The organism is Lentzea alba (assembly GCF_011067745.1).
GTDB lineage: Bacteria > Actinomycetota > Actinomycetes > Mycobacteriales > Pseudonocardiaceae > Lentzea > Lentzea alba.
Window position 1 is genome coordinate 139,718 of record NZ_JAAMPJ010000008.1, and the last position, 20,660, is coordinate 160,377.

General features: G+C 67.8%; 19 protein-coding genes and 1 tRNA gene. 11 read left to right on the forward strand and 9 right to left on the reverse strand.

Annotation, left to right across the window (positions count from 1 at the left end; translation table 11 throughout):
• Nucleotides 1-46: 46 nt before the first annotated feature.
• The 5 genes from G7043_RS27920 to G7043_RS27940 form a co-directional block, all read right to left on the reverse strand.
• On the reverse strand, nt 47-1,282 hold the full coding sequence (locus G7043_RS27920) for a beta-ketoacyl-[acyl-carrier-protein] synthase family protein (RefSeq protein ID WP_166050506.1): 1,236 nt from the start codon (nt 1,280-1,282) through the stop codon (nt 47-49).
• Nucleotides 1,279-1,515, reverse strand: coding sequence for an acyl carrier protein (locus G7043_RS27925; RefSeq protein WP_030465146.1), 237 nt, complete (start codon nt 1,513-1,515; stop codon nt 1,279-1,281). The genes G7043_RS27920 and G7043_RS27925 overlap by 4 nt, the downstream gene beginning before the upstream one ends.
• A gap of 46 nt (nt 1,516-1,561) precedes the next feature.
• Nucleotides 1,562-2,539: a beta-ketoacyl-ACP synthase III gene (locus G7043_RS27930; RefSeq protein ID WP_166050508.1), complete on the reverse strand. Its 978-nt coding sequence runs from the start codon at nt 2,537-2,539 to the stop codon at nt 1,562-1,564.
• Entirely contained in the window at nt 2,536-3,465 is a 930-nt protein-coding gene (locus G7043_RS27935) for an ACP S-malonyltransferase (protein WP_166050510.1), read from the reverse strand. Before G7043_RS27935 ends, G7043_RS27930 begins: the two co-directional genes overlap by 4 nt.
• Before the next feature lie 194 nt (nt 3,466-3,659).
• Nucleotides 3,660-4,859 (reverse strand): PucR family transcriptional regulator, encoded by a 1,200-nt coding sequence (locus tag G7043_RS27940; RefSeq protein ID WP_166050512.1) that lies wholly within the window; start codon nt 4,857-4,859, stop codon nt 3,660-3,662.
• 153 nt (nt 4,860-5,012) lie between these two features.
• Between G7043_RS27940 and G7043_RS27945 the strand changes: the two genes are divergently transcribed.
• The 4 genes from G7043_RS27945 to rfbB all read left to right on the forward strand — a co-directional run bounded on the left by G7043_RS27945 (nt 5,013) and on the right by rfbB (nt 9,676).
• Nucleotides 5,013-6,542, forward strand: coding sequence for an alpha/beta fold hydrolase (locus G7043_RS27945; protein WP_313888104.1), 1,530 nt, complete (start codon nt 5,013-5,015; stop codon nt 6,540-6,542).
• Nucleotides 6,543-6,748: 206 nt separating this feature from the next.
• Complete coding sequence (locus G7043_RS27950) at nt 6,749-7,522, forward strand: mechanosensitive ion channel family protein (protein ID WP_166050514.1); 774 nt, start codon at nt 6,749-6,751, stop codon at nt 7,520-7,522.
• Nucleotides 7,523-7,649: 127 nt separating this feature from the next.
• A complete protein-coding gene (locus G7043_RS27955) occupies nt 7,650-8,705 on the forward strand; it encodes a glucose-1-phosphate thymidylyltransferase (RefSeq protein ID WP_166050516.1) in 1,056 nt (351 codons plus the stop codon).
• Nucleotides 8,702-9,676: a dTDP-glucose 4,6-dehydratase gene (gene rfbB / locus G7043_RS27960; RefSeq protein ID WP_166050518.1), complete on the forward strand. Its 975-nt coding sequence runs from the start codon at nt 8,702-8,704 to the stop codon at nt 9,674-9,676. Before G7043_RS27955 ends, rfbB begins: the two co-directional genes overlap by 4 nt.
• Here the strand turns inward: rfbB and G7043_RS27965 are convergent.
• Both G7043_RS27965 and G7043_RS27970 read right to left on the reverse strand, forming a co-directional pair.
• Nucleotides 9,666-10,706, reverse strand: coding sequence for a winged helix DNA-binding domain-containing protein (locus G7043_RS27965; protein ID WP_166050520.1), 1,041 nt, complete (start codon nt 10,704-10,706; stop codon nt 9,666-9,668). The genes rfbB and G7043_RS27965 overlap by 11 nt on opposite strands.
• Before the next feature lie 10 nt (nt 10,707-10,716).
• The gene (locus G7043_RS27970; RefSeq protein WP_166050522.1) at nt 10,717-11,811 is read right to left on the reverse strand and encodes a phytase; all 1,095 of its coding nucleotides are present in this window, start codon (nt 11,809-11,811) and stop codon (nt 10,717-10,719) included.
• Between the two features lie 55 nt (nt 11,812-11,866).
• Here G7043_RS27970 and pnuC point away from each other — a divergent pair, with 55 nt between their 5' ends.
• The 4 genes from pnuC to G7043_RS27990 all read left to right on the forward strand — a co-directional run bounded on the left by pnuC (nt 11,867) and on the right by G7043_RS27990 (nt 14,798).
• On the forward strand, nt 11,867-12,490 hold the full coding sequence (gene pnuC, locus G7043_RS27975; RefSeq protein WP_166050524.1) for a nicotinamide riboside transporter PnuC: 624 nt from the start codon (nt 11,867-11,869) through the stop codon (nt 12,488-12,490).
• The gene (locus G7043_RS27980; RefSeq protein WP_166050526.1) at nt 12,487-13,659 is read left to right on the forward strand and encodes a M14 family zinc carboxypeptidase; all 1,173 of its coding nucleotides are present in this window, start codon (nt 12,487-12,489) and stop codon (nt 13,657-13,659) included. The genes pnuC and G7043_RS27980 overlap by 4 nt, the downstream gene beginning before the upstream one ends.
• Nucleotides 13,660-13,855: 196 nt before the next feature.
• Nucleotides 13,856-14,545: a hypothetical protein gene (locus tag G7043_RS27985; protein ID WP_166050528.1), complete on the forward strand. Its 690-nt coding sequence runs from the start codon at nt 13,856-13,858 to the stop codon at nt 14,543-14,545.
• Nucleotides 14,546-14,564: 19 nt separating this feature from the next.
• Entirely contained in the window at nt 14,565-14,798 is a 234-nt protein-coding gene (locus G7043_RS27990) for a hypothetical protein (protein ID WP_166050530.1), read from the forward strand.
• A gap of 3 nt (nt 14,799-14,801) precedes the next feature.
• Here the strand turns inward: G7043_RS27990 and aceE are convergent, their stop codons facing one another.
• Nucleotides 14,802-17,561: a pyruvate dehydrogenase (acetyl-transferring), homodimeric type gene (aceE, locus tag G7043_RS27995; RefSeq protein WP_166050532.1), complete on the reverse strand. Its 2,760-nt coding sequence runs from the start codon at nt 17,559-17,561 to the stop codon at nt 14,802-14,804.
• Nucleotides 17,562-17,880: 319 nt separating this feature from the next.
• On the opposite strand from aceE, the gene G7043_RS28000 reads away from it, so the two are divergent.
• The 3 genes from G7043_RS28000 (at nt 17,881) to G7043_RS28010 (ending at nt 18,974) form a co-directional block, all read left to right on the forward strand.
• Entirely contained in the window at nt 17,881-18,312 is a 432-nt protein-coding gene (locus tag G7043_RS28000; RefSeq protein WP_086665815.1) for a DUF3052 domain-containing protein, read from the forward strand.
• Between the two features lie 86 nt (nt 18,313-18,398).
• On the forward strand, nt 18,399-18,863 hold the full coding sequence (locus G7043_RS28005) for a peroxiredoxin (protein WP_166050534.1): 465 nt from the start codon (nt 18,399-18,401) through the stop codon (nt 18,861-18,863).
• A gap of 36 nt (nt 18,864-18,899) precedes the next feature.
• Nucleotides 18,900-18,974, forward strand: a tRNA-Val gene (locus tag G7043_RS28010).
• Between the two features lie 54 nt (nt 18,975-19,028).
• On the opposite strand, the gene G7043_RS28015 is transcribed toward G7043_RS28010, so the two are convergent.
• Nucleotides 19,029-20,519 (reverse strand): hypothetical protein, encoded by a 1,491-nt coding sequence (locus G7043_RS28015; protein ID WP_207311808.1) that lies wholly within the window; start codon nt 20,517-20,519, stop codon nt 19,029-19,031.
• Nucleotides 20,520-20,660 lie beyond the last annotated feature (141 nt).

Genomic DNA, 20,660 nt, shown 5'->3' on the forward strand with positions numbered 1-20,660 from the left:
CAACGCCCCGGCCCGCTGGTGCGGGCCGGGGCGTTGTGGGGGTGGGTCAGGCCGGAGTGAAGGCCAGTGCCACGTTGTGGCCGCCGAAGCCGAACGAGTCGTTCACGGCGGCTTCCAGCTTGATCTTGCGGGGTTCGCCCGCGACCACGTCCAGCGTGACGGCCGGGTCGAGGTTCTCCAGGTTCAGCGTTTGGGGAACCACGCCGTCGCGGATCGACAGGACGGTCACGATGGCTTCTACTGCGCCTGCCGCGCCCAGGAGGTGGCCCAGGGCGCCCTTCGGGGCGGTCAGGACCGGGTGGTCGCCGATCGCCTTGCGGATTGCCACGGTTTCCGCGACGTCGCCCACCGGGGTGGAGGTGGCGTGGCAGTTCACGTGGCCCACGTCAGCCGGGTCGATGCCGCCGGAGCGCAAGGAGGCGGCGATCGCTCGGGACTGGCCCACGCCCTCGGGGTCCGGGGCGGTGATGTGGTAGCCGTCGGCCGAGGTGCCGATGCCTGCCAGGCGGCCGTAGATCTTGGCGCCTCGGGCTTCGGCGAACTCGCGGCGTTCCAGGACCATTACGCCCGCGCCTTCGCCCAGGACGAAGCCGTCGCGGCCCGTGTCGAACGGGCGCGAGGCCTTTTCCGGCTCGTCGTTGCGGGTGCTCATGGTGCGGGCCTGGGAGAAGCCCGCCACCGGGATTGCCGTGATGCACGCTTCCGCGCCGCCTGCCACCACCACGTCGGCTTCGCCGGACATGATCATGCGGTAGGCCCACGCGATGGCCTCTGCGCCTGACGCGCAGGCGGAGACCGGGGCGTGCACGCCTGCCTGGGCCTTGAGTTCCAGGCCCACGTGGGCTGCTGGGCCGTTCGGCATCAGCATCGGGACGGTCAGTGGCGACACCTTGCGCAGGCCCTGCTGTTCCAGGAGGTCGTCCTGGGTCAGGAGGGTGATCGCGCCGCCGATGCCGGTGCCGATGATGACGGCCAGGCGCTGCTTGTCGACGGTGTCGTCGTTGTGGCCTGCGTCGGACCACGCCTGGCGGGACGCCACGATGGCGACCTGCTCGGAGCGGTCCAGGCGGCGGGCCTCGACTCGGGGGAGCACCTCGGTCGGGTCGACGACGAGCTGTGAAGCGATTTTGACCGGCAGGTCGTACTTCTCGACCCAGTCGTGGGTCATGGGGCGGACCCCGGACTTGCCGGCCAGGAGCGCGTCCCAGGTCGACGTGACGTCACCACCGAGCGGGGTGGTGGCACCCAGCCCGGTGATGACGACCTCGATGCCGGAAGTCACTTGTTGCTGGTGATGTAGTTCACCGCGTCACCAACGGTCTTGAGGTTGGCCAGCTCGTCGTCCGGGATCTTCACGCCGAACTTGTCCTCAGCCTGGACGGCGATCTCGACCATCGACAGCGAGTCGATGTCGAGGTCGTCCACGAAGGACTTCTCAGCGGTGACGTCGTCGGCGGCCACACCGGCGACCTCTTCGACGATCTCGGCAAGACCGGACAGGACGTTGTCGCTCACTGAAGTTCCCTTTCGATTGAAACGATGGAAAAACTCTGGGTGGTACTCACGGGCACCTGACCACCTGTCCCGCGTAGGACAGGCCCGCGCCGAACCCGACCATCAGCACCACGTCTCCGCTGGAGATCTCGCCCGCCGTCCTCATGTGGTCGAGCGCCATGGGGATCGAGGCCGAGGAGGTGTTGCCGGATTCGACGATGTCTCGAGCGACCTTCAGGTCCTCCCGCGCACCATACTTGCGCAGGCGCTTGGCGATCGCCTCGATGATGCGGAGATTGGCCTGGTGCGGGGCGAAAACGTCCACATCGGACAGTTCGACACCCGCGAGTTCGGCGGCGCGGATCGCGACGGGCGCGATCTGGGTCGTCGCCCAGCGGAAGACCGTCTGGCCTTCCTGGTGGATGAACGAGTCGCGGTCGTCGATCCTGATGACCTCGGACATCTCGCCGTCCGAACCCCACGCGACGGGGCCGATGTGGTTCTCCTCGCTGGCGCCCACGACGACGGCACCCGCGCCGTCCGCGAAGATGATCGCGGTCGAGCGGTCGTCCTGGTGGGTCCAGTCGGTGAGCTTCTCCGCGCCGATGACGAGGATGTTCTTGACCGTGCCCGCGCGGACGATGTCCGACGCGGTCGCGAGGGCGTAGCAGAAGCCCGCGCACGCGGCGTTCAGGTCGAACGCGGCGGCGGCCTTGATGCCGATCTTGGTGGCGACCTGCGCGGCGGCGTTCGGGATCGTCGACGGCATGGTGCACGTCGCCACGATCACGCCGCCGATGTCGGCCGGGGTGAGGCCCGCGTCCTCGATCGCCTTGGTGCCCGCGGCGACCGACATGTCCACGACGCCCTCGTCCTTGTTCGCGACGCGCCGGTTCACGATGCCGACGCGCTCGCGGATCCACTCGTCGGAGGTGTCCATGCGAGCGGCGAGGTCGTGGTTGCTCACCACCGTCTCGGGCTGATAGCTGCCGAGGCCGATGATGCGGCTACCCGCAGATGCTTGCGGGGCCTGGAAGGTCGTCACTGATTGGCTCCAACGGTGTCGATCAGCTCGGTGACCTTCTCGAGCTGGTCGGGGGTCTTGAGGGCGAGGGTGGCGGTGCCCTTCATCGCACGCTTGGCGAGACCGGTGAGCGCGCCGGCGGGCGGCAGCTCGACCGACCCGGCGACGCCCTTCTCGACGAGGGTCGCCTGGCAGACGTCCCACCGGACCGGGCTGGTGACCTGGGAGACCAGGCGGCTCAGCACCTCGGTGCCCTCGGTGACGGCCTGACCGTCCTTGTTGGACAGCAGCGGCATCGACGGGTCGTGCGTGGTGACTTCGGCGGCACGCGCGCGCACGGCTTCTTCGGCGGGCGCCATGTACTTCGTGTGGAACGCACCCGCGACGGCCAGCTTGCGGACCTTCGCCGTGCCCGGCGGGGTCGCCGCGAGCCCGTCGAGCGCGTCACGCGGACCGGCCGCGACGATCTGGCCGGCGCCGTTGCGGTTGGCGGGCACCAGGCCGAGCTCCTCGAGGCGCGCGAGCACCTCCTGCTCGTCGCCGCCGAGCACCGCGGCCATGCCGGTCGGCTCGAGCGCGCACGCCTGTGCCATCGCGGCACCGCGCACACCGGCCAGGGCGACCGCGTCGTCGGCGCTGATGACGCCCGCGATCGACGCGGCGGCCAGCTCACCGACCGAGTGGCCCGCGACGATCACGTCGGCGGGCAGCTCGACGCGGCGGCGCAGCTCACCGAACGCGAGCAGCGCGAGCGCCACGACCAGCGGCTGGGTGATCGCGGTGTCGACGATCTCGTCGGCCTCCGCGGTGGTGCCGAGACGCACCAGGTCCAGGCCCGTGATCTCCGACCAGGTGCGGACCTGCTTCTCCGCCCCCTCCAGTTCGAGCCAGGGGGTGAGCATGCCGGGCGTCTGGGACCCTTGTCCGGGCGCGAGGAGTGCGATCACGTCGATTACTAAAGCTGGTGAACCCACCGGTACCCCATGCCGTAAAGAACGAAGTACGGCGATCGTGTTTGTAGAGACCCTACAAAAGTGTCTGCCAGGTGAACTCAGCTCGACGTCTGCCCAGCTCAGCGGGTCACCTGGTCGTTTGGCCCTCACCCTAACGGATGTGTGCGAACTCCGTCACAGGCGGCGAGCTACCACAGGCCCCGGGAGCGTGCAAGGCGTCCTACAGACAAAGCGACGCGAAGCACAAGCGCGTCTCGAGCGTCATGTGCATTTCTTCCCGTCATTTCCTGAACGCGCCGAAGGCGATATCTGACCGTGTTCGGGTGCACGAACAGCCTTTTGGCGCACGTCTCCAGCACGCCACCGACCTCCAGGAACGCGTCCACCGTCTCCAGCAGCGCGCCGCCGGCGTCCTCCAGCGGCCGCGCGACCCGGTCGACGAGCTGCCATTCGGCCTCCGGATCGCCCGCCAGAGCCCGTTCCGGCAACAGGTCGAGCGAACGGACGGGACGTGGTGCGGCCGGCCAGCCCACGACCGCCCGCAGTCCGCTCAGTGCGTCACTGGCGCTGCGGTGCGCCTCGGACAGGCTGGCCACCGTGGGCCCCGCCACCACGGGTCCCTCGCCGAACCCCTCGGCGATGCGCCCCAGCACGTCCTCACCGGTCTCCGTCGGCCCGCCGAGCACGACCACCAGCCGGGAGCCCTGCACGGACAGCAGCACCTGCCGTCCCGCGCGGGCGGCCTTGCTGCGCACCGAGTAGACGATCGTCGGCGGGTCCTCGCCGCCGGGATTGCCGACCAGCACGGTGGCTTCGAGCGCCGGGTCCCAGCCGAGCGCCGCGGCCCTGCTGAGAAGTGACTCCTCGGGGTCGCCACGCACGATGCCGTCCACGACCAGCGCCTCCAGCCGGGCGTCCCACGCGCCGCGCGCCTCGGCGGCCGCCGCGTAGGAGGTGGCGGCGGAGAAGGCGATCTCCCGTCCGTACCGCAGCACGCCCTCCATCAGCAGCGCGCGTTCGGCCTCGGTCGCCGCCATCGCCGGCATCCGGTCCTCGAACAGCTCCAGCGCTATCCGGACGAGCTCGACGGTCTGGCGCAGGCTCACCCAGCGGGAGATGTCCTTCGGGGCCGACCGGAAAGCGTCCGCGGTGAGCCGGATCGCCTGCTGCCGGTCGTGCAGCCACTCGACGAACCCCGCCACGCCGTTCTGGATCAGCAGCAGCACGCTCGCGCGCTGGTCAGCGGGCATCCGGGCGAACCACGGCAACCGCTGTTCCATCTCGGACACGCTGGCCGTGGCGAGTGAGCCGGACGCGCGTTCGATCTTGCGCATCGTGCGGGCGGAGAGGGTGGGCGGGTGCTCCTCCTTCGCCTTCGTGGTGGTCATACCCGCAGCTTAAGGCGTTGGAGGTGACATCACCGGGACGGGTGACAGATCCCGTGGAACCGTTTGAACGGCCATACCTTCGCCGCAGCAGAGGTCTTTTCGTCCGGCGCGGAGGTTTTCGTCTTGCGTAGGTTCCCGGCTCTTGCTCTGAGCGTGGCAGCGCTGCTGATCACGAGCACGACCGCCACAGCCGATCCTCCCGACCCTCTCGCCGAGTTCCACGCCCAACCGGTCAAGTGGGCGCCGTGCGGCGGAACGCTGAGCGAGCTGGAGTGCGCGACGCTCGTCGCGCCGCTCGACTACGCCGCCCCGGCGGGCGACCGGATCAAGCTGATGATCAGCCGCAGGAAGGCGGCGGCGCAGGACCGCAGGCGCGGCGTGCTGTTCACCAATCCGGGTGGACCTGGGGGCTCCGGGGTCGGCGTGCCGCAGTTCCTGGCCAACTCGGAGCTCGCACAGGTCTACGACCTCATCGGCTTCGACCCGCGTGGCGTCGGCGGTTCCACAGCGCTGAACTGCCGGGCCGCACCGGCGATCGCCGAGCTGGACTCCAGGCCCGCGGACGCCGAGTTCGGCAAGTGGGCGGCCGAGGCGCGCGAGGCCGAGGAGGCGTGTCAGCGGTCGTCCGGCGGGATCCGCCAGTTCATCAGCACCGCCAACACCGCGCGGGACATGGACGTCGTGCGGACGGTGCTGGGTGAGCCGAAGATCAACTACTTGGGCTACTCCTACGGCACCTACCTGGGCGCGGTGTACGGGACTTTGTTCCCGAAGCGCCTGGACCGCAGCGTGCTCGACTCGGCGGTGCACCCGGAGTGGATCTGGCGCGAGCAGCTCCGCCAGCAGGCCGTCGCGTACCGGCAGGACGTCGACACGTGGGCGACCTGGGTGGGGCAGCGCAACGAGAAGTTCGCGCTGGGCAAGTCGCAGGCCGAGGTGCTGGCCGAGGTCGAGAAGGTCGCCGCGAAGCTGAACACCACGCCGATCGGTGAGTACAACCGGTCTTCCTTCGACGGGGCGATGGGTGTGGGTGCCCGCTACCGTCCACTGTGGTCGGACCTGGCGGCGATCGTGACCAAGCTGCGGTCGGGGGAGAAGCCGGAGAACGCCGAGGGCGCCAAGGCCGGGCAGGTGCTCGCGCGGACCAGCCTGCAGGAACTGCGGTCCGGGGTGTTCGACACGGTCACCTGTGAATCGGCTTGGCCGACCGACCTGCACAACTACTACGAGGACATGCGCACCTTCCGCGAGCGCTACCCGTACGGCTTCGGCGTCGTCCGTGCCGCCCCGATGACGTGCACGTTCCGCTCGTTCACGCCGCCGGAGGAGGCGGTGAAGATCGGGCGCAACGGCTACCCGGTCGGCGTCGTCGTGCAGTCCGAGGGTGACACGCAGACCCAGTACGCGAGCGGCCCGGCGATGGCGGCGCGGCTCGGGCACAACCTGATCACCGTCGTCGACGAGGGCAAGCACAGCATCTACCACGGCGGCAACCCGTGCGTCGACGGCAAGGTCAACCGGTACCTGATCGACGGGGTGCTGCCCGGCAGCAGTTCCGAATGCGCGGGCGACCCGCGGCCGGACGTGCCGAAGGACGGTCAAGCAGGGGCGGCCCCGGCGTTGTCCGCGGACCGGATCCAGACCTACCTGGACGGGCGCGGTCTGAGCGCGGGAAGGCCGTAGAAATGTGGAAGCGCCCGACACAGAGCGTGGCGGGCGCTTCCCTCTCCCCGGTCCCCACCGGTACTTCCACTCTGGACTGTATTGAGACAAAAATCCACGTCAGCCACCCTTTCGTGTAGCGGTGTCGAAGTTGTGGAGCGATGTGATCCACGAAACGATCAACTGGTCGGATCTTCACTCACCGCAACTTTGTTCTAGGAGGGCCCGTGGGCTCGCAAATCACCGAGGGCCTGGGCCAGGCGTGGGCGATGGTCGCCACGTTCGTGCCGAAGCTGCTCGGCTTCCTGCTCGTTCTGGTCATCGGCTGGTTCATCGCCAAGGCGCTCGCCAAGGGCGTGCAGTTCCTGCTCAAGCGCGTCGGCTTCGAGAAGCTCGTCGAGAAGTCGGGCCTGAACGGCGCGATGCGCCAGTCGTCGATGGACGCGACCGGCCTCATCGCCAAGATCGTCTACTACTTCGTGCTGCTGATCGCCCTGCAGCTGGCGTTCGGCGTGTTCGGGGCGTCGAACCCCGTCAGCACGCTGCTCAACGAGGTCATCGCGTACCTGCCGCGGATCGTCGTGGCGATGGTGCTCGTGATCGTCGCGTCGGCGATCGGCACGGCGTTGCGCGGCCTCGTGACCGGTGCGCTGGGCCAGCGCTCGTACACGAAGATCATGGGCAACATCACCTACGGCTTCGTCATGGCGCTGGGCGTCATCGCGGCGCTCAACCAGCTGGGCATCGCGATCTCGGTGACCATGCCGGTGCTGATCACCGTGCTCGCCACCGTCGCCGGCGTGATCGTCATCGGCGTGGGTGGCGGCCTGGTCCGCCCGATGCAGTCGCGCTGGGAGGGCTGGCTGAACCGCGTGCAGGACGAGGCCGCGGCCGCCCAGTCGCCGATGCCGCGCGCGTCGCAGGAGATGCCCGCCAACATGGGTGGCCGTGCCGGTGACGCGCCGACGCCGCCGTCGGGCATGCCGATGTCGGACAGGTAGTTCTTCTTGTGGGAAGGGGCTCGCGCGGACAGCGCGGGCCCCTTCTTCGTTGTTGAGGCCGTTCTCCAGTTGTGGTCCACCACGGGCGGCGAACCTCGATGCCACGTGACGGTGGAGGAGACGTTCCATGAAGGCCCTGGTGCTGTCCGGAGGCGCGGGAACACGCCTGCGACCATTCAGCTATTCGATGCCGAAACAACTGATCCCGATCGCCAACAAGCCGGTGCTCGAGTACGTGGTGGAGAACCTGCGCGAGATCGGGGTCACCGAGATCGGCATCATCGTCGGCGACCGCGCTCACGAGATCTCCGACGTGCTGGGCGACGGCTCCGCACTGGGCGTGGCGATCACGTACATCCCGCAGGACGCACCGCTGGGACTCGCGCACTGCGTGAAGATCGCCCGGCCGTTCCTGGGCGACGACGACTTCGTGATGTACCTGGGCGACAACATGCTCGTCGAGGGCATCTCCGAGATCGCCGACGAGTTCGCGGCGGTGCGGCCGTCCGCGCAGGTCGTCGTCTACAAGGTGCCGGACCCGCGGGCGTTCGGCGTCGCGGAGGTGGACGAGAACTCGCGCGTGACGCGGCTGGTGGAGAAGCCGCAGGAGCCGCGCAGCGATCTCGCCATGATCGGCGTGTACTTCTTCACCCCGCGCATCCACGAGGCCGTGGACGCGATCGAGCCGTCGTGGCGCGGCGAGCTGGAGATCACCGACGCGTTGCAGTGGCTGGTGACGCACGACCGAGACGTGCGGGCGCGGATCTACTCGGGGTTCTGGAAGGACACCGGCAAGGTCGAGGACGTGCTGGAGTGCAACCGCGAGGTGCTGCAGCGGATGCGCACGGACGTCCAGGGCATCGTCGACGAGGAGAGCACGCTCATCGGGGAGGTCGTCGTCGAGGAGGGTGCGCGCGTCGTGCGGTCGTGCATCGTCGGGCCCGCGATCATCGGCGCCGGCACCCTGGTCGAGGAGTCGATCGTGGGGCCGTACACGGCGATCGGCGCGGACTGCAGGATCACCGAGTCCGGGGTGTCCGACTCGATCGTGCTGTCCGGTGCCTTCGTGCACAACGTCTCCGGCATCGAGACCTCGTTGATCGGAAGGAAGGCCCGGGTCGGGTCGGCGAAACAACACCGGCTGGTCGTCGGTGACGACGCACATGTGGAGGTGGCGGCGTGAAGCTGCTGGTCACCGGAGCGGCCGGGTTCATCGGCTCGCACTACGTCCGCACGCTGCTCGACGGCGGGTACGCGGGTTACGAGGACGCGCACGTAACCGTGCTGGACAAGCTGACGTACGCGGGAAACCGCGCGAACCTGCCGGAGACACACCCGCGGATGTCGTTCGTGGAAGGCGACATCTGCGACCTGGAGCTGTTGCTGGAGCTGCTGCCCGGCCACGACGCGGTGGTGCACTTCGCGGCCGAGTCGCATGTGGACCGTTCGCTGACGGCGGCCGCGGACTTCGTGCTCACCAACGTTCTCGGCACGCAGACGTTGCTGGAAGCCTGCCGCCGGGCCGGCGTGTCGCGGGTCGTGCACGTGTCGACGGACGAGGTGTACGGGTCGATCGACGAGGGTGCCTGGACCGAGACGTGGCCGCTGCAGCCGAACTCTCCTTACGCCGCCTCGAAAGCGTCCAGTGACCTGATCGCCCGCGCGTACTGGCGGACGCACGGTCTCGACGTGTCGATCACGCGCTGCTCCAACAACTACGGGCCCTACCAGCACCCGGAGAAGCTGATCCCGTTGTTCATCACGAACCTGTTCAACGGCCTTCAGGTGCCGCTGTACGGGGACGGGTCGAACGTGCGGGAGTGGCTGCACGTGTCCGACCACTGCCGGGCGATCCAGCTGGTGCTCACCTCGGGGCGGGCCGGCGAGATCTACAACGTCGGCGGCGGCAACGAGCGCACCAACCTGCAGATCACCGAGGCGCTGCTGGACCTGTGCAGCGCGGGGCCCGCGCTGGTCAAGCGGGTGGCGGACCGGCTCGGACACGACCAGCGGTACGCGCTGGACGACACGAAGATCCGCGCCGAGCTCGGTTACGAGCCGCTGGTGTCGTTCGAGCAGGGGCTGGCGGACACCGTCGCCTGGTACCGCGACCACCCGGCCTGGTGGAAGCCGTTGCGGGACCTCACGTCCTGAGCCAGTCCTGAAGGCGGTCGCACTCCTCGGCGACCGCCTTCTTCCTGCTTCGCGGCAGTTCGTCGATGTAGTCGACGGTGATGGTCTTGTCTTTGCTGATCGTCCAGGTGGCGACGACGTAGCCGTCGACGAGGACCGTCGGTTTGCCGCCGACGACCACGCCGAGCCGGTCGTCCGCGATCACTCGCCGGCGGTCGGCGTGCGCGAGCAGGATGTTGTCGAACTCGGGCAGCAGCCGGACCGGCAGCGGTGTTTCCGGGTCGGGGCGTGGCGCGTCGGGCAGGTCGAAGAGCTCCTTGCCGGCCTCGTTTCGGAACGTCACGAGCTGCGGGCGCAGTGCTTCGAACACCTCGGCGAGCTTGGTGAGGCCGGACCACTGCTGGGCGTCCATCACGGTCGCGGGGCCGAACGCCTTGAGGTAGCGCAGCACGAGCCGTTCGCGGGGCATGGCGTGCTGTTCCTGGTCGAGCCAGGTTTCGAGGGTCGTGCAGATCGCGCGGCCGCTGCGGTGCCACAGGCCACGCGGCGGGAGCTGGACGAGGGCGAGCTTGTTGCGCAGCGCGTTGCCGAGGACGGTGTGCTCGCGGTCCGGCCAGCGCGGCTGGAGCAGCTTGCCGGCGTCCGCGGTGCCCTGCGGGGCCTCGTCGAGGATCTTGCGGCCGGCTTCGGCGACCTCGTCGAGGTCGAGTCCTTCGAGTCTTTTCGCGAACGGGCCGCTTTGCAGCTCGCGGTCCAGCCGGAGCTGCATGTGCGGCCGGAGCGTGAGTGCGTCCTGCGCGCTGACCAGGTGGATCGTGCCTCGCATGAGCAGGATGCGGACGACGTGCCTGCTGACGAGCAGGTCTTCGAGCTCCTGAGGCTGGAAGTTCTGGAGCCGGGTCCACAGGCCGATGTAGGGCGACTTCGGTTCCTGCGCCTGGATGCCGACGAGACGTTCGATGGTGGCGAACGCGCCGAGGTCAGCGCGCTCGCGCAGCATCTGGCGTTCGATCAGCGCCCGGTTCAGGGCGTGCTGGCTCAGGATCCCCATGGGGGACAGGTTAGAACCTGATGAACGCGAAACCGGTGCCGTTCGGGCGTTCGCCGTCGTGCACCACGAGCAGGTTGAGCTTGCCGAGGACGATGTCGGCGCCGTCGGAGTGCTCGACGTCCTTGATCTTGAAGTCCTCGAGCGGCCGCATGTCCGCCTTGCGGTAGGCCACGAACCGCGAGTCGCCCTGGCTGGACGCGAGCAGCACGCCGTCCGCGATGGTCAGGCCCTCGGCGTCGGCTTCGAGCCACTGGCCGCCGAAGCCGGGGTCGGGGCCGTCCGCCTCGCACTCCTCGGTCTCGGGGTTGTACTTCTGCGGTGCACCCCACGAGCGGACCTTGTCGACCAGCTGCGGCTTGCCGAAGCCGTTGGCGCGCAGCGGGATGCGCCAGATGCCGACGTCCTCCTGCGCGGCGTACAGGGTGTTCGTGCGCTCGTCGATCACCATGCCCTCGACCTGCGGGCCCTCGCCGGGTTCGCCGCACACCGTCCACTGCTTGCCGTTCGGGAGGGTGAAGGTGCTCGGGAGGTCCAGAGTGGACACCTTCTTGGTGTCGTTGTCTTTGGTGACCTGGAGGAGCGCGATGGTGGTCTCGTTGCGCCGGCTCGTGACGACGACGTCCTTGCCGTTGACGTGCCCGGCGGCGAGGCCGTAGACGTTGTGCTGGTCGTCGACCTCTTGCTCGGTCTTGCTGAACACCGGCTTGGTGGCGGGGTTCGTGACGTCCTTCGCGCCGCGTTCGTCCACTTGGAACACCCGGACGCGGTCACGGCCGCGGTCGCTGACGAACGCCAGGTTCCCGAGGACGTCGACGTTGTTGTAACGGCCGGGCTTCGCGTCCGGCGTGGGTGGCTGCGGCGCCGGGTAGACGCCGATCGTGCGGCCGTTCAGGTCGAACGCCGCCAAGCCGCCTTCCTTGAGCGTGCCCAGGACCACACTGCGTTCGGTGTTGCGCGGGTTCGCCCAGATGGCCGGGTCGTCCGCGTCGGCGGGCTCTTCGAACGTCTGTGTGACCACCGTTGGGGTGATCACCGGCGTAGTTGGTCCAGAAATCGGCCCGGTGAGGAACAAAGGCACGAGCGCCAGTGCTAGGGAAGGTGACATGGTGGCAACGTAGGAAACGCCGGTATACGGCAACTGAACCTCGGGGGAACATGCCGTGTGGTACGAGGTGGGATTGACGATCTTCGGCCAGAAGATCGCGTACACGGAACTGGTCGGACAGGTGCTGGCGCTCGCTGTCGTGTTCCTGGCGCAGCGCCGTTCACTCTTGACCTGGCCCGTTCAACTGGTCTCGGTGGCCTTGCTCTTCACCGTCTACCTGTCCGCGCACCTCGGCGGCCTCGCGACCCGTCAGGTCGTCGTGGGCCTGATCGCCGTGTACGGCTGGTACGCGTGGGTGCGTCGCCGTGACCCGGTGTTCGGCGTCGTGGTGCGGGCGGGCTCGTGGCGTGAACGCGCTGCGGTGGCGGGCGTTTTCGTCGTCGGCACAGTGGCGTTCGCGCTGGTGCTCGATGCGTTGGACGCCTCGTGGGCGCCGTGGCCGGACGCCGCGATCTTCGTCGGCACGATCCTGGCCTTCGCGCTGCAGGGCCTGGGCCTGGTCGAGTTCTGGCTGGTGTGGCTGGTGGTCGACGCCGTCGGCGTGCCGCTGCAGATCCAGTCCGGCCTGTACTTCAGCGCGTTCGTCTACCTGATCTTCGCGGGCCTGGTGATCCACGGTTTCATCGACTGGACGCGTACCGCCCAAAGGTTGACAAAGGCGGCAAAGTCTCCTCTATGAGGGGACTGATCGCACTACTGGCAGCTGCTTCGTTACTGGTGCCTGTTCCCGCGCTGGCTGCTCCGGAGCCGCCGCGGACCGGGTTCGAACTCACCGGCAACTGGACCACCGAGGCCGAGGAACAGGCCTACCTGCGCGCCACCGGACTCCCCGTCTCGACGATCGGGACGACCGCCCAAGGCCGTCCCGTCCAACTGGTGCGCGTCGGCCCGTCGTCGGCCCGCACGGTCGTGCTCTTCATCTGCTCGCAGCACGGCGACGAGCCTGCCGGCCGCGAGGCGTGCCTCATCCGCATGCGCTCGCTGCCGCGCTCGTCCTCGGTGACGTACCTGTTCGTCCCGAACGCCAACCCGGACGGCCGCGTTCTCGACACCCGCGGCAACTCCGACGGCATCGACATCAACCGCGACCACCTGCTGCTGCGGTCGGCCGAGGCCCGCGCGATGGCCTCGGTGATCCGCGACTGGAAGCCCGACGTCATCCACGACCTGCACGAGTTCGGCCCCACCGCGCCCTACTACGTGAAGGACGTCCTCTGGCTGTGGCCGCGCAACCTCAACGTCGCCGACGGCGTGCACTCGTTGTCCGAGACGCTGTCCCGTTCGTACATTCGTCCGTCGGTCGAAGCCGCCGGCCGCACCTCGGGCGTCTACGGCATCTACGTCGACCCGGTGACCGGCGAACCGATCCGTCAGGTGGCTGGTGACCACCAGGAGCGCATCCTCCGCAACACCGGCGGCCTCAAGCACGGCATGGGGCTCTTGGTCGAGACCAACGTCGACGGCACCCCCGTCTACCGCGTCGACTCGCACCTGAAGGCTCTGGACGGCACCCAGTCGTTCGTGCGCGATCGGCGTGCCGCCATCGAGGCCGCCAACGCCGCGTCGCGTTCGGTCCGGACCGGACCGCTGTACTTCGGCGGCGCCGACAACCAGGCCCCGGACCCCTCGGACGTCCTGACGACCCCACCGTGCGGGTACGTGGTGACCGGCGCCCAGTACCGCGAGGTTTCCGACGAACTCGCCCTGCACGGCATCAAGTCGCAGTACCTCCGCGGCGGTGACCGCATCGTGCCGCTGAAGCAGGAGGGCCGCGCCCTGGTCCCGCTGTTGCTGGACGCCCGCGCCGACGGACCGCTCCTGGCAGCCCAGCCCGCAGCCCAGTGCTAGCCCTCTGACCTGCACTTTCTCCACCGGATGCAAAGGACGTTTGCGGTCGTCCGCAAACGTCCTTTGCATAACCAATATATTGGCGCACTGATATATCGGTTGTGTGCGCCCCGCGCAGGCCGGCTGAACGGCAATCTGGAGCCGTGAGCCTGCTCCGGCTGACAAGAAGTCCGTTGATCCCGTCCTGCGTCCGTTGGTGGTGTTCGCATGGGCGGCGGTCGCGTTGTCCATGACCGTCGGGGTCGGCACGGGAGGGCTGTTCGCGCTCTGGCTCGCGACGAGGCGTCAACGGTCAGCGGAGCAGACGCTGGTGCTCCAGCGCGAGGTGTCGACGACCACAGTTGTCGACAGCGCCGAGCGTCGCATCACCGAGCAGTGCAGCAAGGCGATCGAGCAACTCGGCCACGAGAAGGCAGCGGTGCGGCTGGGAGCGATCTATTCGCTCGAACGCCTCGCTCAGGAGCACGTCGGCCACCGGCAGACTGTCGTCGACGTCTTCTGCTCGTACCTCCGGTTGCCGTTCGAGCCGCCAGAGCCGGACCTGCCGGCAGGTCCGGACAACGCGAAGATCCGCGCCGAGCTGGAGGTGCGGCGCACGATCCAAGCCATGTTCTGGGAGCACCTGGGTGATCCTGACCAGCGGGCTGTGGAGCCGAAGCGCTGGGCGGACATGGATTTGAATCTTTCCCGCACGACGTTGGTCAACCCGATGCTGCGGTCGCTCGCAGTGCGCAGCTTGAACTGGGAGAACGGCGTCGTCCACGGGAACGCGGATCTCTCCCGCTTACGAGTCACAGATTTCGCGCAAGTTGGACGAGTCCTGTTCCACGGCGAGGTCAGCTTCGCCACCTCACGCGGACTGCGGCATCTTCGTGATCATGAATAGCGACCTCGAAGGAGCGTTCGTGAGCGAGGGCCTCAAGACGTCGCACGGTCAGATGATCGACTGCTCGTTTCGGGTGCGGCCGGAACGACATCCGGAGGTGATCGTGTTCGACGACATCGCTGACGCCGACACGATGTTGCGGAACATGGCCGAGCACCTCAGGCGGGATCCAGCCGCATTGACCGGCGGGCGGGCTCCCGAAACGCCGAGGGGCCGCCCCGTCGAAGCGGAACGGCCCCTCAAAGGGCTCTGAGAGCTACGCCAGGCCCGCGTCGCCCGTGGACGGCCCCGCGGCCTGCACGTCGTCGATGCGGTACTTGCGGGCGGCCTCGACGACCTTGGCCTGGTCCACCTCGCCGCGCTTGGCCAGGGCGGCCAGCGTGGCGACGACGACGGACTCCGCGTCCACCAGGAAGTGGCGGCGGGCGGCCGGGCGGGTGTCGGAGAAGCCGAAGCCGTCCGTGCCCAGGGTCGTCATGTCGGTCGGGACGTACGGGCGGATCAGGTCCGGGATCGCCGACGCCCAGTCGGACACGGCGACCACCGGGCCCTGCACGTCCTTCAGCACCTGCGTCACGTACGGCACGCGCGGCTCGGCGTCCGGGTGCAGCAGGTTGTGGCGGTCGGTGTCGACGGCGTCGCGGCGCAGCTCCGAGTACGACGTGGCGGACCACACGTCCGCGGAGACGCCCCACTCGTCGGCCAGCAGCTGCTGGGCCTTGAGCGCCCACGGGAGGCCCACGCCGGAGCCGAGGATCTGGGCACGCGGGCCACCGGTCTGCGGGCCCTCCTGGTAGCGGTAGAGGCCGCGCAGGAGGCCCTCCACGTCCAGGCCCTCCGGCTCGGCCGGCTGCACGTACGGCTCGTTGTAGACCGTCATGTAGTAGAAGACGTTCTCGGCGTTCTCGCCGTACATCCTCCGCAGACCGTCCTTGACGATGTGCGCCACCTCGAACGACCACGCCGGGTCGTAGGCGATCACGGCAGGGTTCGTGTGCGCCAGCAGCAGCGAGTGGCCGTCGGCGTGCTGCAGGCCCTCACCGGTCAGCGTGGTGCGGCCCGCGGTGGCGCCGAGCACGAAGCCGCGCGCCATCTGGTCAGCCGCCGCCCACAGGCCGTCGCCCGTGCGCTGGAAGCCGAACATCGAGTAGAAGATGTAGATCGGGATCATCGGCTCGCCCTGCGTGGCGTAGGACGTGCCGACCGCCGTGAACGACGCCGTGGAACCCGCCTCGTTGATGCCCTCGTGCAGGATCTGGCCCTGCTCGGACTCCTTGTAGGCGAGCATCAGGCCGGCGTCCACCGAGGTGTACGCCTGGCCGTTCGGGTTGTAGATCTTCTGCGTCGGGAACATGGAGTCCATGCCGAACGTGCGCGCCTCGTCCGGGATGATCGGGACGATGCGCGGGCCGATCTCCGGGTCCTTCGCGAGGTCGCGGACGAGCCGGACGAACGCCATCGTCGTGGCGACCTCCTGCTTGCCGGAGCCGCGCTTGATGCCGTCGTAGACCTTGTCGCCCGGCAGCACCAGAGCCTTGGACTTCGTGCGGCGCTCCGGCACGAAACCGCCGAGCTGACGGCGGCGCTCCAGCATGTACTGGATCTCCTGCGAGTCCTGCCCGGGGTGGTAGTACGGCGGCAGGTACGGGTCCTTCTCGAGCACCTCGTCGGAGATCGGGATGCGCAGGCTGTCCCGGAAGCCCTTGAGGTCCTCCAGGGTCATCTTCTTCATCTGGTGCGTCGCGTTGCGGGCCGCGAAGTGCGGGCCGAGCGAGTAGCCCTTGATGGTCTTGGCGAGGATGACGGTCGGCTGGCCGACGGTCTCGGTGGCCGCCTTGTAGGCCGCGTAGACCTTGCGGTAGTCGTGGCCACCGCGCTTGAGGTTCCACACCTCGTCGTCGCTCATGGCGTCGACGAGCGCCTTCGTCCGCGGGTCGCGGCCGAAGAAGTGCTCCTTGATGTACGCGCCGTCGTTGGCCTTGTAGGTCTGGTAGTCACCGTCGGGCGTGGCGTTCATCAGGTTGACGAGCGCGCCGTCGCGGTCGGCGTGCAGCAGCGCGTCCCACTCGCGGCCCCAGACGACCTTGATGACGTTCCAGCCGGCGCCGCGGAAGAACGACTCCAGCTCCTGGATGATCTTGCCGTTGCCGCGCACCGGGCCGTCGAGACGCTGCAGGTTGCAGTTGACCACGAACGTGAGGTTGTCGAGCTGCTCGTTCGCGGCGATCTGCAGCAGGCCGCGCGACTCCGGCTCGTCCATCTCGCCGTCGCCGAGGAACGCCCACACGTGCTGGTCGGACGTGTCCTTGAAGCCGCGGTCGCGCAGGTAGCGGTTGAACCGCGCCTGGTAGATCGCGTTCATCGGGCCGATGCCCATGGAGACCGTGGGGAACTCCCAGAAGTCCGGCATCAGGCGCGGGTGCGGGTACGACGGCAGGCCGCCACCCGGACCGGCGTGCGAGTACTCCTGGCGGAAGCCGTCGAGCTGGTGCTCGGACAGCCGGCCCTCGAGGAACGCGCGCGCGTAGACACCGGGGGAGGCGTGGCCCTGGATGAAGACCTGGTCGCCGCCACCGGGGTGGTTCTTGCCGCGGAAGAAGTGGTTGAAGCCGACCTCGTAGAGCGAGGCGCTGGACGCGTACGTCGAAATGTGTCCACCGACACCCACACCCGGCCGCTGCGCGCGGTGCACCGTCATCGCGGCGTTCCAGCGGATCCACGCGCGGTAGCGGCGCTCCACCTCCTCGTCACCGGGGAACCAGGGCTCCCGCTCGGTGGGGATGGTGTTCACGTAGTCCGTGCTGGTCAGCGAGGGCATGCCGACGTGGTTCTCACGCGCACGCTCCAGCAGACGCAGCATCAGGTACCGGGCCCGCTGCTGACCGCCACCCTTGAGCACCTCGTCGAACGACTCGAGCCACTCGGACGTCTCTTCGGGGTCGATGTCCGGCAGGTGCGCGGCCATGCCGTCGCGAATGACACGTACCCGCTCGGGGCCGGTGTTCTGCGGGCTCAAGGTGTCTCCTCGGCTTCGTTGGCGGTACCTCGCGTGGCCCGGAAACCGTGCCACGCGCTCCTATCGTTGTCCTTGCGCGACGACTTCGTCACCGCTACTGATCGGTAGTTCTGGATCGTGTCGCTCACGCGCGCGCGATAAGAGGTATGTAGAGCGTGCCTCATGCCGGTCCGGGGATCTCCACAGGGGTCCCTGTTACGGCGTGTCACGTGGTCAACAGTTGCGCCGGAGGTAGCTGACAGTGTTCGCTAGCGCGAGTAACGGACTTCGGCGGCAGTCTTAGGGCTGTCGCTCTTGCGTAGTTGGAGGAGTGAAAACCGTGGTCGCCGCGGAAGACGCCGGCAAGATCGGCGTCGCCGAGAAGCTCGGGATCGAATCGGGCATGGTCGTCCAGGAACTCGGCTGGGACGAGGACGTCGACGACAACCTCCGTGCCGCAGTCGAGGAGCAGATCGGGGGCGACCTCCTCGACGAGGATGCCGACGAGACTGTGAGCATCGTGCTGCTCTGGTGGCGGGAAGACGACGGTGACCTGGTCGACGCCTTGCTGGAAGCTACCGGCGTGCTCGCCGAGGACGGCGTGATCTGGGTTCTCACCCCCAAGACGGGCCGCCCTGGGCACGTCGAGCCGAGCGACATCGCCGAGGCCGTGCCCACGGCGGGCCTCTCGCAGACCTCGAACATCAGCGTGGCCGACGACTGGGCCGGCACCCGCCTGGTGTGGCCGAAGTCCGCCAAGGCCAAGCGCTGACGTCCGGCCGGCTGACATAGGGTTGATCCACGGGCGCTTTGGCGTCGCCCGTGGTTCGTCCTGGTCAACCGGAGGGGTCTGTTTTCATGGCGGTCGAGGTCGGTTCGGAAGCCCCGGACTTCACGCTCAACGACTACAACAAGCAGCCTGTGACGCTGTCGTCGTTCCGCGGCGCGAAGAACGTGCTCCTGGTCTTCTACCCGTTCGCGTTCAGCGGCATCTGCAACGGCGAGCTCTGCCAGCTCCGCGACGAACTCGCGACGTACGAGGACGAGAACGTCCAGGTGCTGGGTGTCTCGGTGGACTCCCCGTTCGCCCTGAAGGCCTGGGCGAACCAGGAGGGCTACCAGTTCCCGCTGCTGTCGGACTTCTGGCCGCACGGCGCCGTCGCGCAGGCGTACGGCGTGTTCAACGAGGCCGTGGGCATGGCGCTGCGGGGCACGTTCCTGATCGACACCGCCGGTGTCGTGCGCTTCGCCGAGGTGAACGCGCCGGGTGAAGCCCGCGATCAGGACGCCTGGAAGAAGGCCGTGGCCTCGCTCAAGGCATGATGTAGCTGTACCCCCGCGTCTTCGGGCGTGGGGTTGGGGCGTGTAGCTCAGCGGAAGAGCACTCGGTTTACACCCGAGCGGTCGCAGGTTCGATCCCTGTCGCGCCCACCACATGTTCTTGTTTCCGCCCTCTCGCTGGTCGCGATGGGCGACGCTCATCGGCTTTCAGTCGGATCGATGAGCGAGATGGAACTTCACGTTGGACGGGTCCGCAGTCAGCTTTACGGAACCCCACACATTGATGCTCAAGCTGAAAGTGTCCGAGTCCGCGGCCCCGCGAGACCGCGCGTTTTGTATGGTCTCGAAGACCGTGCTGGCCGGCATGTCCACCGTGAGCGTGCCGCCGTCCGTCAAGAACGAAACATCTGTCGACCGCCAGGTAGCGTTGCCGCCACTGGAAATGGTGATCGATGCAGGGGTGTCTGCTGGTTCTGATGTGTCGGAGCGCGAACGGATCCGCGTTGGCGTTTTGAGGCCCCGGAGGGAGGTGAGCTCGAAGCGGAGTAGAAAGTTCCTGTCCTGCTCGTCGCCGGCGAGGTCATCGATAAAAGCCTCAATTTGTCGCAAGGTCGCCCGCTGGCTCGTGTCCAGTCGTAGTACTTGCTGGTCTTCTGCAACCCGTGCCGCGAGGACCTTCTCGAACAAGCCGTCGAGCTGGAACTTGTACATCTCCCGAACCGCGCGCTTGCTTCGTCGCGACTGGACGGCGGTGGGGTCAAGCCTGACGAACTGCGGCGACCAGTCCTCGTTGAACCGGATGAACCCGCGCGGTAGCGGCAGCTTCCGGTTTGCGAACGGGTTCCAGAGCTTTGGGTAGTCCGGGAAAACCGGCGCATGGTCTCGTGACTCTGGTGGAGCTACTTCTTCGGCGAAGATCTGGTTGGCTCGCTTCTGGAACTCTCCGTACTCTGCTTCGTCGGTGAGGACGACGAGGACCACGTTGTGAGGCTTGCGGGTCCGCACAACCTGGCGGAGCTCCCACAGTGTGCCTTCGCTGGTGCCTGTTGTGAGCAAGATGAGCCGTGCGTCCTTGACCAGCGAGCTGACGATCTGCTGCCAGCCGTACATGGGGAGATACAGGCGGGCCGCACCCGGCTGGGGAAGCCGGTCGTCAGGTTGCCCGACGGCGATAAGACGGCCGAACAACTTGAAAGCGTCCGCCAATCTCTCCTCCACCGTCATCGTGCTGGCCCTTCCGAAGACAACCCTGCCCTGCTCCATCATTGCCCCGACCGCGTCGGATGCGAATGGCCTCAAGTACAGCACGTACGGTTCTTCCTTGGCGGATTTCAGGGTGCGCAGGACGGGGACGCTGTGCCTTCGGCCATGACGTCTCAGCATGCGGCTGAAATTGTAGCCGAGGATGCTGGCAGCGAAAAGCGCGAGCGCAATGAGAAAAGATTCGCCGGGGTCATTGTGAAGAAATGGGTTGGGGAAGACGGCCTGGCCCAGGTTGCGCGACGCCCCGAAGAACATGATGGTCGACAGGGGAAGCAGCACGAGGCCGATGAGGCGTAGGGACCACCCCATGAGCCTGTTCTGGCGCCGCCGTGGAACACCAAAGGGGATTTCGTCGTCCTGCATGGTGTAGCTCTTCTCCCTCTTCACCTGGGCACGCGGCGAGGTCGGGTCGGCGCGCTCTCGGGCCTGGAGCATGTCGACTGGGAGTGTCCGCGGCTGCCGAAAACGCCTGTGTCAGCCATTCAGCAGCCAGGCAGATGAGTTAAGGCGGAAGCACCAGCACCGTGATGACCTGGAGGTCGTCACTCCCACGCATCGCCCAGGCGCTGGTGCCGG

Bases quoted from the DNA above. Each gene is read 5' to 3' on its own strand.
- G7043_RS27970 (WP_166050522.1), bottom strand. From the start codon at position 11,811: ATGTCACCTTCCCTAGCACTGGCGCTCGTGCCTTTGTTCCTCACCGGG.
- G7043_RS27965 (WP_166050520.1), bottom strand. From the start codon at position 10,706: ATGGGGATCCTGAGCCAGCACGCCCTGAACCGGGCGCTGATCGAACGC.
- G7043_RS27940 (WP_166050512.1), bottom strand. From the start codon at position 4,859: ATGACCACCACGAAGGCGAAGGAGGAGCACCCGCCCACCCTCTCCGCC.
- G7043_RS28005 (WP_166050534.1), top strand. From the start codon at position 18,399: ATGGCGGTCGAGGTCGGTTCGGAAGCCCCGGACTTCACGCTCAACGAC.
- G7043_RS27955 (WP_166050516.1), top strand. From the start codon at position 7,650: ATGAAGGCCCTGGTGCTGTCCGGAGGCGCGGGAACACGCCTGCGACCA.
- G7043_RS27980 (WP_166050526.1), top strand. From the start codon at position 12,487: ATGAGGGGACTGATCGCACTACTGGCAGCTGCTTCGTTACTGGTGCCT.
- G7043_RS28015 (WP_207311808.1), bottom strand. From the start codon at position 20,519: ATGCTCCAGGCCCGAGAGCGCGCCGACCCGACCTCGCCGCGTGCCCAG.